This is a genomic window from Rhizobium rosettiformans W3, from assembly GCF_004912135.1.
Lineage (GTDB): Bacteria > Pseudomonadota > Alphaproteobacteria > Rhizobiales > Rhizobiaceae > Allorhizobium > Allorhizobium rosettiformans.
In genome coordinates this window covers 52581-64768 of sequence record NZ_STGU01000017.1, presented here as the reverse complement: position 1 = coordinate 64768, position 12188 = coordinate 52581, and the positions used below count along the sequence as shown (strand labels likewise).

At 56.3% G+C, this 12188-nt stretch carries 10 protein-coding genes; 5 read left to right on the top strand and 5 right to left on the bottom strand.

The features are described 5' to 3' along the window. On the bottom strand, positions 1–2310 hold a 2310-nt coding region (locus FAA86_RS21325; protein WP_136543007.1), incomplete at its 3' end, for an ATP-binding protein. Positions 2311–2501: 191 nt separating this feature from the next. On the opposite strand from FAA86_RS21325, the gene FAA86_RS21320 reads away from it, so the two are divergent. Further along, the gene (locus tag FAA86_RS21320) at positions 2502–3359 is read left to right on the top strand and encodes a helix-turn-helix transcriptional regulator (protein WP_136543006.1); all 858 of its coding nucleotides are present in this window, start codon (positions 2502–2504) and stop codon (positions 3357–3359) included. Between the two features lie 203 nt (positions 3360–3562). Here FAA86_RS21320 and FAA86_RS21315 read toward each other — a convergent pair whose 3' ends face one another. The 4 genes from FAA86_RS21315 to repA all read right to left on the bottom strand — a co-directional run bounded on the left by FAA86_RS21315 (position 3563) and on the right by repA (position 9560). Continuing rightward, positions 3563–5464: a diguanylate cyclase gene (locus FAA86_RS21315; RefSeq protein ID WP_136543005.1), complete on the bottom strand. Its 1902-nt coding sequence runs from the start codon at positions 5462–5464 to the stop codon at positions 3563–3565. A gap of 380 nt (positions 5465–5844) precedes the next feature. Beyond that, positions 5845–7083, bottom strand: coding sequence for a plasmid replication protein RepC (gene repC, locus FAA86_RS21310; RefSeq protein ID WP_136543004.1), 1239 nt, complete (start codon positions 7081–7083; stop codon positions 5845–5847). Positions 7084–7235: 152 nt separating this feature from the next. Next, positions 7236–8258: a plasmid partitioning protein RepB gene (repB, locus tag FAA86_RS21305; protein WP_136543003.1), complete on the bottom strand. Its 1023-nt coding sequence runs from the start codon at positions 8256–8258 to the stop codon at positions 7236–7238. A gap of 93 nt (positions 8259–8351) precedes the next feature. After that, a complete protein-coding gene (gene repA, locus FAA86_RS21300; RefSeq protein WP_064334277.1) occupies positions 8352–9560 on the bottom strand; it encodes a plasmid partitioning protein RepA in 1209 nt (402 codons plus the stop codon). A gap of 372 nt (positions 9561–9932) precedes the next feature. Here repA and traI point away from each other — a divergent pair, with 372 nt between their 5' ends. Genes traI through FAA86_RS21280 form a run of 4 tightly spaced genes read left to right on the top strand, consistent with a single transcriptional unit; the run spans position 9933 to position 12181 of the window. After that, positions 9933–10559 (top strand): acyl-homoserine-lactone synthase, encoded by a 627-nt coding sequence (gene traI / locus FAA86_RS21295; RefSeq protein ID WP_136543002.1) that lies wholly within the window; start codon positions 9933–9935, stop codon positions 10557–10559. A gap of 2 nt (positions 10560–10561) precedes the next feature. Next, complete coding sequence (gene trbB, locus FAA86_RS21290) at positions 10562–11533, top strand: P-type conjugative transfer ATPase TrbB (protein ID WP_136543001.1); 972 nt, start codon at positions 10562–10564, stop codon at positions 11531–11533. Next, a complete protein-coding gene (locus FAA86_RS21285) occupies positions 11523–11900 on the top strand; it encodes a TrbC/VirB2 family protein (protein ID WP_097143212.1) in 378 nt (125 codons plus the stop codon). The genes trbB and FAA86_RS21285 overlap by 11 nt, the downstream gene beginning before the upstream one ends. After that, the gene (locus tag FAA86_RS21280) at positions 11897–12181 is read left to right on the top strand and encodes a conjugal transfer protein TrbD (protein WP_113426515.1); all 285 of its coding nucleotides are present in this window, start codon (positions 11897–11899) and stop codon (positions 12179–12181) included. Before FAA86_RS21285 ends, FAA86_RS21280 begins: the two co-directional genes overlap by 4 nt. The last annotated feature ends 7 nt before the right edge of the window (positions 12182–12188 follow it).

Genomic DNA, 12188 nt, shown 5'->3' with positions numbered 1-12188 from the left:
CAGGATGAGTGCAAACGATTGATCGTCCTCGACAATCAGTAGCTTGCGGGCTGTTGCCTCGGATGCTGCACGGTCGTCATCGACGATTGCGACGGCCTTCGGCTTTTGTGCAGTGCTCTCTGCTTCTGTGCGGAAGACGGGTTCTGCAGCGGACGCGACGGGCGGGGCAAAATCCTGTTTCGGAGCCTGGACCAGCGCACTGTCGAACTCGGCCGGGATGATGACCGTGAACGTGCTGCCCGCGCCAAGCTGGCTTTGAAGCTGGAAGCGGCCTCCAAGCAAGCGCACGAGTTCGCGAGAAATCGACAGACCAAGCCCGGTGCCACCGAACTTGCGGCTAATGGTGCTGTCCGCCTGATGGAAGGCTTCAAAGATCCGATTTTTCTGCTCGTCCGCAATCCCGATGCCCGTATCCTTGATCGAAAAGGCGACCTGGTTGTCATCGCGACGGCTAACAGTTAGCGAGACGCCGCCGTTTTCGGTGAACTTCAGCGCATTCGCCAAGAGGTTCTTGAGAACCTGCTCAAGGCGCTGCGGATCGGTCTGGATGACTGCGGGCACGCCCGCCTCGACCGAGACGTTGAACTGCAGACCCTTGTTGGTTGCGAGCGGTTCAAACATGTGACGAAGCCCATTGACGGTCCTCTCGATGGACACCGCTTCCGCATTGATCTCCACATGTCCTGCTTCGATCTTGGACAAGTCCAGGATGTCATTGATCAGGTTCAACAGATCATTGCCCGATGACTGAATGGTCTGGGCGAATTGGACCTGCTGGGCAGTCAGATTGCCTTCGGAATTGTCAGCCAGGAGTTTGGCGAGGATGAGCGAAGAGTTGAGCGGTGTTCGCAGCTCGTGCGACATGTTCGCGAGGAAGTCTGATTTGTAGCGGCTGGCGAGTTCCACTTCCTTCGCCTTGGCCTCGATGGCGTCTTTCGACCGTTCAAGATTGTCCCGTTGTCGTTCCAGTTCTTCCGCTTGCTCCTCAAGCTGCGAGTTGGTCTGTTCGAGTTCTGCCTGCTGCTGTTCCAGGCGGGTCTGTTGTTCGCGAAGTGCGCGTCCTTGTTCTTCCAGCTCCTCGTTCGAAACGCGCAGCTCCTCGCCCTGGACCTGCAGTTCCTCCGACTGACGCTGGGTCTCCTCCAAAAGAGCCTGGAGGCGGGTTCTGAATTCAGCCGAACGGATGGCGACGGCAATCAGCTCTGAGACCTGTTCAAGAAGCACCAGAGTCTGATCGCTGATCGGAGACAGGAAGCCGAGTTCAAAAACGCCTCTTACATCCCCTTCAACGATCGCAGGCGCCAAGGCGAGATAACGTGGTTTCTGCTGTCCAAGAGCCGAGCCGAAGTTGATGTAGCCATCCGGAACCTCGCCAACCGCGATCGGACGGTGATCCCGCAACACATGGCCGAACAGGCTGTCGTTTTGGCCAAAGCTTGTAGGCAGGATCACTTCTGAAGGCACGCCGTGGACGGCCATGCGATGAAAGCGGCCGGCATTTTCGACATAAATGGCACCTGCGACCGCGCCGAGATAGTTGGTCAGGAAGCCAAGGATATTCTGGCCGAGCTGAGCAAGTGGCTGCTCGCCAGATACCGCCGACCCCAGGCCAAGTTGGGCATCTCTCAGCCACTGCTCTCGCTTCTGCGCAAGGGCAGTTTTCCTCAGCAATGCAGAGATGATCAAAGTGAGGATGATTCCAACGACCCCCGTCGCTATCCCGCTCGTCCATGCGACCACGAATGATCTGTCTCGCTCCCGCAACGCCTGCGCACGGTCTTCGCCCGCCTCAAGTCTCAGTTGCCCGACCGTGTCTCGGATACCATCCATATCGCTGCGACCTCGGTCGGTCCTCATGAAGGCCACTGCTGCGGCCTCGCCCTCTTCCCCGTAAAGACGGAGCGTCTCCCTCATGGTGCCGAGTTTGGAAACAGCGAAGGCTCGCAACTCGGATGGCCCGCCGCGTTCGTGCATTTCCGGTGTGGCAATTGAATCGAGCGTCTCGATGCGGTTCTCGACCTGAGACATCGCGCGATTGTAAGGGTCGAGGTATCCATCGTCTCCCGTCAGAAGATAGCCCCGTAGGCCCGTCTCTGCGTCCTGCACGTCAATCAGAAGCAGGTCGAGGGCGACGATCAATGCATGGGTTTGGGTCACCCGAGCGCTGTTGCCCTTGATGTTCTGCACTGTCAGATAAGACAGTGAGGCACTTGCGACGAAGAATGCAATTGCCGCTAGCAAACCGAGCAGTGCATTGCGACCGAGGCCAAGCAGTCGGTTACCTGTGAGTGCGGAGGTCTTTCGGTGCATGCTAAAACTCTAAATGTCTGGTTTGGCGGATCAATACGGGCCGCTTTCACGGCCATTTTCGAGGGCTAATTGGCAGGCGGTCCTGAAGGCATTAGAGAGACTTGAACTTGTTCGCACGCGCTTCAAGCGGTTACGTTGGGGAGCGTTTTAGGTAGCAATAATTTGATCCAGAGCGCAAGAATGCACTGAAAATGGAACAAAAAGAATTGCTTGACCTGCGGGGTATTGCCCATCCCCCACAGCGGCTGGTGAGAACGCATCATGGCTTCAGCGTAGAATACGTCCGTCCTGAGTTAGCTGCTGCTTTCAGCTATGATTGGACGAGTAACCTACATTTCTGCGCCTACCATGATATTGTCCTCGAAGACGGAGCCATACGTGCCGGAGATGGGGCAGAAGACACCCGTCGGGATCTGCGCCATACGCTTACCTATGTCCCTCGCGGCGCGCGCGTCTCCGGCTGGTCCAGGTTGAGCAGACGAAAGAACTCGTTCACTGCCATCTATTTTGATCCCCTCTCCATGCGAGAGGAACTTGGCGTGCGATTTGCCGAGCGTGTGTATGAGAAGGTTTATTACAGGAGCGACGATGTAGAGAGATATATGCGTCAATGGGCTCGGCTCTTGGCGCAAGATCATCCCGATAGCTTGTACGAAGAGGCGTTGGGGCTCGTCACCATCTTGGCGATCCATCAGACATCGAGGAAGGAAGTTGAGGCGGCTCATCCAATTGGCAAGGCATCTCTCACTCTCATTGAAGAATTCGTGGAGGAGAACCTCGGTTCGGATTTGACCCTGTCAACGCTGGCGGAAATCACTGGTCTGAGCCGGTTTCATTTCAGCAGATCATTCAAGGCGGCCACCGGAGAAACCCCACATCAGCATGTACTTCGACGCCGTATGGAGCGCGCAAAATTGCTTCTGGCTTCGGGAGAAGTGCCTATCGGTCAAGTCTCTGAGAGTTTGGGATTTCGAAGTATCGCGTATTTTCAGAAGTCCTTTAAGTCTTGGGTGGGCATGAGCGCCAAAGATTTTCGGGGATCTAAATAGGTTCAGCTGCATGCGAGCTTCTACATCAGCTGGATCATCGGTCAGACTATCGACTTCGGTTGCGACCTTTTGTCCCCGAGCAGGGGCAATTAACATCCGAAGTGCTTCTCTCGGCCATCGACTGAACTCATTTAATGAGCGGCAACTCCGGCAGTATAAACGGCGCAGGGTCTGCCGGAGGCAGAGTTGCAATGTTCCGATGGTCAAGCGAAGTCTTTCGCGTAATCGTCAGCCAATCTGTGAAATCTGACGCAATTCCGACCAGCATTCTTTGCCTGGTACAGCGCCAGATCGGCTCGTTCGACGAGCTCGGTTGGGTCGCCTATGGACGCAAGGGGCGTGAAAACGGTGGCGCCTACGCTGACGGTTACGATCCCATATTCGCTGTCTTCGTGTAGGATGCTAAGTTTCCTAATCGACGTTCTGATCTTCTCAGCGATTGCGATCGCCATGTCGCCGTCAGTGTCAGGTAGGAGAACTGCGAATTCCTCGCCTCCAAACCGCGCCGTGATGTCGCCAGACCGTCTAACCCCAGTCGCAATTGCCGCCGCAACTGATTTCAGGCAAACGTCACCGGGAAGATGTCCGTAGCGGTCGTTGTATGCCTTGAATCTGTCGACATCGATCAGAAGCACAGACAGAGGCCGACCGGTCTGTTTCGCTGCCTCGAATTCGCGCTGCAGGCCATCGTCGAACGATCGACGATTAGATAGTCCAGTCAGCGCGTCTGTCTCAGCTAAGCCTTTCATTTGTTCGGCAAAGCTCTTGAGGGAAAGCTCGGACTCCTTCATTGCAGTGATATCGGAGACGAGTGCCAGTACGTGGCGATCCTCGGTCACCCGTGTTCTTAAGGACAACCAGCGACCGTCTGCAAGTGGGATGACTTCGTCCTTGTTGATGAAGAGCGTCTTGGCGGCCGCCTGAATGCTCTCCTCGTCCAGATCGATAGGCAAATCCTTCCGCTCCCCGTTGCGCACAGTAGCCCTAACAATGTCGGTGATGTGTGCGCCTTCCTTGCGGGCATAAGCGGATTTCGGGAAGAGTTCTCGGTACCGTTCATTGCAGAACACGATGTTCCCATCCGGCCCGAACATTGCGAGCCCGTCGGACATTTCGGCCATGGCCTGCGCCATGATATTCCTGCTGGACCGGAGTTCCTGCTCGAGAAGCTTTTTCTCAGTAATGTCGACCGTTACCCCGGCCAACCCGACCATGTCACCTTGTCGGTTTTTCAGAGGTACTTTTGAGGTCGAGTACCATCGTGGCGGTTTACCCTCTTCGATGAGAAACTCTTCAAAATGGTCCAGCGGCTGCCCAGTTCGCATGACATCGGCCTTGACTGCCATCAACTGCTCGGCTCTCTCCTTAGGAGCGAGATCATGATCCGTCAGCCCAACCATTTCAGACGACCGCGCGCGCCCATTGTGGCGAGCAACATTGAGGTTCGCGACAACGAAACGGTGTTTCAGGTCTTTGACGTAGTGATAGTCGGGCGCCTGTGTGAGAGCAGCGTATAGAATATCGCGTTCCAGCGTGAAACGACGGAAATAGGCGAGGAAGAAACCAATAGCGGCTGTCGTTGCAAAGTTCAAAACGGCGATTGGTAGTCCCACCTCGTCAACGGCCCGCTGGAAATCAGCTGCAGGAAGAAGTGCAAGGACTGCAATCGAAAGGCAGCCCGCAAGCACAGCGGCACTCAGGATCGATGGCGCATGGCTCATTGGCTTCCTGCCTGCAAAAAACCAGAGTGCACTTCCAAGTACGAAAACAATGGCGATTGCGGTCAAACCAGGCGTCACCCCTGCCCCGCCGAGGTAAAGGCGGAAGCACGCAGCCAAAATGGCGGTAATCAGCGCAGGGCCTGGCCCACCGAATACAGCAGCGGACTCTATGATCGCAAGGCGGAGGTCAAAGATGACCCCGACATCGAAGCGGACCGAGAGTAGCATTGAGGCGATTGCCGCTAGGCCCATTGCGACCCCAAGGCCAGCGCAGCGCAGCTTGGGCGGCAATTGGTAGAAGCGGTATGAGAGATGTGTCCAGATCGAGACTATCAATGCGACGGCGGCAAGATTGCCAGCAAGAACTTTCCAGACGTCATCCATTCTCGCTCACCGTCACGCTACGCCCCGAACACTCAACTAGAAGAGACGACGCTGCGCTTTCGGTCGTCCTGGAGGACGCAGTGACAAGCCCAAATCGTCAATAGAGTTCATGCTCAATATCTGGCAAAAACCTAAAGCAGCGGTTTATGATCGGCGATTTACGGCTAAAGTCTCAAATCATCCGTTCATCGTATTCGCCAGCCTGTCCCCAATTCCCCGAAATCAGGCCGCTTGTTGCTCCGGCGGTCTAGAAGCTATTGAGACGTTCTTGGTGCGCTTTGACTCCTAGCAAATCAAGAAACCGTGAAACGAATGCTACATGAGAAGCGGCACGACTACCGTACGACTAAGCCCGCTACCCGTTGCGCCGTTACAACCGCTCACCCCGTTTTCCGATCGCTGTTCGCATTTGCACGCATCAGCGACATCAGCATCGGTCCCAGTCCGAACTCCCCTCCCCTCGCCCGGCGCGTGAGATCGCGGAGATATCCACCTGCCGAGTTGATATGCCCTGCCCTCTCCAGGATTGCAGCCATGGCAACCGCCGCGTTCTCCGGCCCCATCACCTCACACGCTTCCTCATAAGCCGACGGGCTGACGCCAAGCATCGATCGAACCACCACCGCGGCCCCCATCAGCTCGCGCCAATGGGAGATCGTGCCCCCGGGCCCGTAGTCCGATATCTGCGGGCAGGCTTTCAGGACCATCGACAGCGGGAACGCCTTCATCTGTTCCGGCTTTGCCAACGGCTGAGTAACCGCTTTGGGTGCTACTTCCAGCTCGACGGCTCCGCCCTGCTCCTTTCTAGAGCTAGGTTCAAATTCATGGATGGATTCGGGTTTTGAATTCTGTATGTGGCAGCCATTTTGAACAGCATTGCCGTCCATATTGTGAGAATCTAACTGATTTTCCAGAAGGTTGAGGATTTCGGTGCGCAAAAGCTGCATCTCGTCGAGGATTGCGTCCACCTGGTGACGATCAGGATTGCGGGGAAGTCGGCTGACAATGCCGACATACATGTCTTCGATGGCTTCCCAGTCGCCGTCAGCCCCCTCCTCCATCGCGGCGGAGATCAGCTTGCGCACATCGCGCCGGCAGATAGTCAGGGCCTCTTTGGCTCGCCTGAACTGCAGGCGTTCGGCAGCGACTTCCTGTGCCAGAATCGCAAGTTCCGCAGCACGAGCCAAAAGTGGAGAAAGATCAAACCCAAAGGCTTGCTCGATATCGCCACTCTTGTCCCGGTGAGCGTAACGCTTTCCGTTCGGACTATCCTTTCGCTGGATGAGCCCGGCTTCGACCAGGGCAGCCAAATGCCGCCGCAAGGTCGTTCCGGTAATGCCGTGCGCTCGGACAGACAGCTGGGCATTGGACGGAAAGACCACCAATCCACTATCGCCGTCGAGCTCGTTCTGCGGATAAAAAGTCAAAAGCGCATCAAGCACAGCCAGCGCCCTGTCCTGAAGGCCGAGGCGTTCACGGGCCTCACAGGCGTCGCGAAACACCTTCCATTTTTCGACCGGGCGGTATGGTTTTGTATCGGACGCCTGGAGCTGCCTCTTCACAAGGGCAAGCACAGCCGGCCGCCGCCCAAAGGGCGTCGTCACATTTCCAGTCTGCATATTCCTTCGCCTTTCTTCAGGCAAAAGAAATCCGCTCACCAAAACGATGCCAAAGACTCTTGACTGCGATTCATGAAAATGCGATTCTCAGGCTGCTTAGACCAATGAGAGAGGCTTCCATGACGGCAACGTTTGGGGGCCTTTTTCTTTTGCTATCTCCCTTCAGTCTCTTTGCTCGGTGATTGAGTTTGGTTTTTGAAACTCGAATAGAGTTCCGGAAGCTGCTGCATCACGAATGATGCGAAATCCTCATCACGAGTTCGATCAAGCTGAATTTTGCAAGATTTGCCAGAAACGGCCAGTCTTGCGATCTCAGTGCCATCGGAGAGTTTCGCGACCAATGTGCGATTTGTCGGCGCCGAGCTGGCCTCATTCTTCGCCTTCGCGGCACGAAGGACGACCGCAAATCGCTCATCGCTGTCCTTATGCCGAAAAGTGGCGTGCTCGATGGCTTTCCGGATTTTTGTTTCCGCACCTGTTTCCTTCAACAGTTCGGCCAGCTCCTGCCATCTTGGACGACCAATCTTTGGAGCTCGACCGATGGCCGTGACTATCCACTGCGGAACGGCCCGGGCCACCGTTACAAGCTTCGAGGCTTCCTGGCGGTCAACAGAGAGTGCTGTCTGAATTAGAGCCCGTTGGAAACCTCCGTCTTCAAGCCTCAAAGCAAACGTTGCACGTTCGATGAATGTCAGATCTTCACGGGCTGAGTTCTCGACGCCTTGTGCAACGATGAGCCGATCGTCGTCCAGCTCCCGGACGTAGGCTTTAACTTTGAGACCAAGATCCGAGGCCGCTTTTACTCGCCGATGGCCATAGGCAATTTGATAACGACCGGGAGAGCTTGGATGAACTCGAACAAGGATCGGGATTTCCTGGCCATGTTCCTGAAAAGACGTTTTCAGCGCCTCGACAGCCGCTAGGTCCTGGTCAGCGAACCTGTCTGCGAAAGGGGAGGGGTCGAGCAATTCGGTATCAAGCTCGACAGGAACAGCGCCGCTCGAAACCTGACGCTTCAGCTCTTCGTAGTCCCTTTCAACCTCGGAGAATGTATCCTTCAATGAGCGAACCGCTCCGGATGCGACCCGCTCAACCGGAGGCCTGACACCCTCTGCAGACGCGGAGCCGGAATCTGCTGCGAAAAGAGATCGGATCGATTGTGTGCGTTTACTCATCTTATCCTCTCGGGGCCGTCAATGCAGGGCGCCGTCATCTGTAGTCAGCTGACAACAGCTTAAGCCATTGAAAAATAATGACCCAAACTAAATTCACCGCTGCCATACCTGGTTCAGGAGCCCAACGACTTCTTCGTTTACTGCGTTGATTGACTCCATGGCTCGATCATAAGTGGACCGCCCAACTGCACCTCTAGTCAGCTCGTAGAGCGACTGCTTTGTAAGCCCAGCATTGGCAATGGCCGTCGACTTCCATGCGGTTGCAGACATCACGTCGGCACCAAATACGTCTCGCATCAAACCAACAATCTCTTGCTCTGGAACGTCGCGAGGATCATGCCGCGTGACCAGGAAGCGAAGGAAGTCGTAATCTAGGCGACCACCGGCTTCCTCGATCACGGAGACCAGGTCGGAGGTCATCAACAAGAACTGACTCATGGAGGCGACATCAACCATCTGGGGATGCACGGTGACGATCATGCCAGTGGCGGCATTCAAGGCGCCCATGGTAAGGAAACCCAATTGCGGTGGGCAATCGACGACGACAACGTCAAAGTCGTCCTCCACCTGAGCGATCGCTCCTGCCACGCGACGGAAGAAGAGATCCTCCGCTTTCCCCCTATTCTGCAGCATGAATCTTGGAGTCTGATGCTCGAACTCCATCAGTTCCAGGTTGCCGGGCACAATGCTAATCCCTGTGAAATAGGTCGGACGGACCACGTCCTTCATCAGTACTCGTTCTTCATCGTACCGGATGGCACCGTACAAGGTGGTGTTCTCGGCGACGTCAAACTCTGGCTGATAACCAAACATCGCTGAGAGGGATGCCTGCGGATCCAAGTCGATCGCGAGAACCCGGTAACCCTGAAGAGCGAGCCCCTGTGCGAGGTAGACAGAAGTAGTCGTTTTGGCTGACCCACCCTTGAAGTTTGCGACCGTGATCACCTGCAACTTTTCACCGCTGCGCCGCTGCGGGAAGAATCTTACAGCTTCCTTGGGCCGGGCAGTGGCGAGATAGCGCCTGAGTTCGTTGATCTGTTCAAGAGAGTAAGATCGGCGCCCGCCGTTACCCAAATCCGGTGTTGGCCCCAACCCGTCAATCGACAGCTGTCGAAGATAGCCGTCAGACACGCCAACAATCTCTGCAACTTCCCCGGAGGTAAATGATCGCAGGGACTTCTGTGCCGTTGGTGGGAATGCGCGCTCTCCTACGGCTCGGAGCCTCGCTGAAAGCGCTTCAGCGCGCTGAGTAATGTTGGCTGAAGTTGATGGTTTTCCGATGTTGCGATCGATCACGTTCACTTTTGCCTCTATCCTCAGACGGTTTTTTAGCGTCAGACGCGCTATTTCCGTCTCTAGGATAAGTCACGATTCCCGTTGGTCTGCAAGAGAAATAGGGTTAACAAAACCTTAACAGCTCAGGAGGGAGCTCACACGCAGATCGTTCGGCTCAGCCATTCCGCTTTTCGACCAATAGCTTAGCGGATTCTGCGGCTTCGCGGTCAGAGCGTCTTACTAACACTATTGTTAGTCACTGAGGCATCCCGCCGAACTCGAAACGATAGGCTCGCAGCCGACTGAGCTAGAATCAGCAGCTGACACTTTTGGCAGTAGATCAAAGCTGGATGGCCCGGCAAAGCTCCTCGCACCGTCAGAGCAGGGGAGATTTGCCCGATGCGCATCGTTGGGATCAGTAATCCAGAGACCGAAGCAGAACACCGCCTCATTCACGACATGCACCGTCTTCGCGCCCGCATCTTCCGCGGCAGACTGGCCTGGAACGTCCGTTGCACATCCGGCCTCGAGATAGACAACTTCGATGAGCTAAAGCCGACGTACATCCTATGCATTGACCGTTCCGATGCTGTGATTGGCTGTGCGCGGCTCCTGCCCGCCACGAGCGGCACGATGTTGGAGAGGGTATTTCCGCAGCTTCTAGAATCAGCTCATCTGCGAGTTCATGCCCGCATGATCGAAAGTTCTCGATTTTGTGTCGATACGGAAGCCGCTGGAAGGCAACAGCAGTCGGGCCTTCACGCTGCGACGCTCACAATGTTCGCCGGGATCGTCGAGTGGAGCATACTTAGTGGTTACTCCGAGATCCTCACCGCAACGGACGTCCGGTTGGAGCGTATCCTTCGTCGCGTCGGCCGGCCGCTCAAGCGCCTAGGCTCACCCATTCAAATCAATGAGACGCGAAGTATCGCCGGAAGGCTTCCAGCAGATTGGGTGAGCTTCGATCGCCTTCGCCCCGGCACCTATTCATCAAACTTCTCAACCCTCAAAAAGGAAGCGGCCTGATTATGCTCGGCACACAAAACCGCTCACTTCCCCGCCTCGTCAGCAAACTGCAGAACGCGCTGGGAGACCATCTTTGCATAGCTCTCGAAGACCCTGGTGTCGTTGAGATCATGCTGAATCCTGACGGTCGGCTGTTCATCGAAAGGCTTGGTCACGGGATCGCCGCAGCAGGAGAGATGACACGGTCTGCGGCAGAAACCGTCATCGGCAGCGTCGCTCATGTTCTCAACTCCGAGGTCGATGATGATCGCCCGATCGTTTCAGGCGAACTGCCAATCGGCGGGCATCGCTTTGAAGGACTACTGCCTCCCGTCGTTTCAGGCCCGTCGTTCACCATCCGCCGTCGTGCGTCGCGTCTCATACCGCTCGACGACTATGTGTCCGTCCAGGTGATGACCGCGAAGCATGCCGACGTCATTCGAAGCGCAATTGCTTCGAAGCTCAACATCCTGGTTGCCGGCGGCACGGGTTCCGGCAAGACCACGCTGACAAACGCGATCATCGCCGAGATCGTTGCAAGTTCCCCCGATGACCGCTTGGTCATTTTGGAAGACACCGCTGAGATTCAATGTGCCGCGCACAACGCAGTCAGCCTGCACACCAGCGACGCCGTCGATATGTCGCGTCTCTTGAAAAGCACGATGCGCTTGAGACCAGATCGGATCATCGTCGGCGAGGTTCGCGACGGCGCAGCACTGACTATGCTCAAGGCCTGGAACACGGGACACCCCGGCGGGGTCGCAACAATCCATGCAAACAGCGCACGATCAGCGCTGCAACGCCTTGAGCAGCTGACGGCCGAGGCCAGTCATCAACCGATGCAGGCAGTCATCGGAGATGCGGTCGATCTTATCGTTTCGATCGAACGAACGGCCAAAGGACGCCGGGTCAATGAGATCCTTCATGTGACCCGCTTTGCCGGAGGGCAGTACCTAACTGAAGCTTATGCCGAGGACAGCCGCGATGCAGCTTGAGAAGTCAGCCCCAACCATTGCGGCTATCGCTATCGCAGCGATCGCCGTTGCATCACCGACTTTCGCCAGTTCAGGCGGAAGCCTTCCCTGGGAAGGACCGCTTGAGCAGATCCAGGAGTCCATCACTGGTCCGGTTGCGGGGTATATCGCACTCGCCGCAGTCGCTATCGCCGGAGGTATGCTGATTTTCGGTGGCGAGCTCAACGACTTCGCTCGCAGACTGGTCTATGTCGTCCTGGTCGCCGGAATCTTGCTTGGTGCCACGACGATCGTCGGCCTCTTCGGCGCCACCGGTGCGTCAATCGGCCTACCGAAAGAGCAGGTCACGCAGGTCATTTTGGACAGAGCGGGGGAGGGGGCTACGTGAGCCTCCGCCGCAATCGCATTCATCGCGCACTGTCTCGACCAAACCTCCTGATGGGTGCCGACCGTGAGCTGGTGCTGATCACCGGGCTTGCGGCCGTGATCCTAATCTTCGTGGTGCTGACGGTCTATTCGGCGCTCTTTGGCGTGGCCGTCTGGATCGTCATCGTCGGACTACTTCGAATGATGGCCAAGTCTGACCCGCTGATGCGGCAGGTCTATGCCCGTCACATTTCCTACAAATCCCACTACCGGCCGACGGCCGCGCCGTGGCGCAAGTACTAGAGCTGTC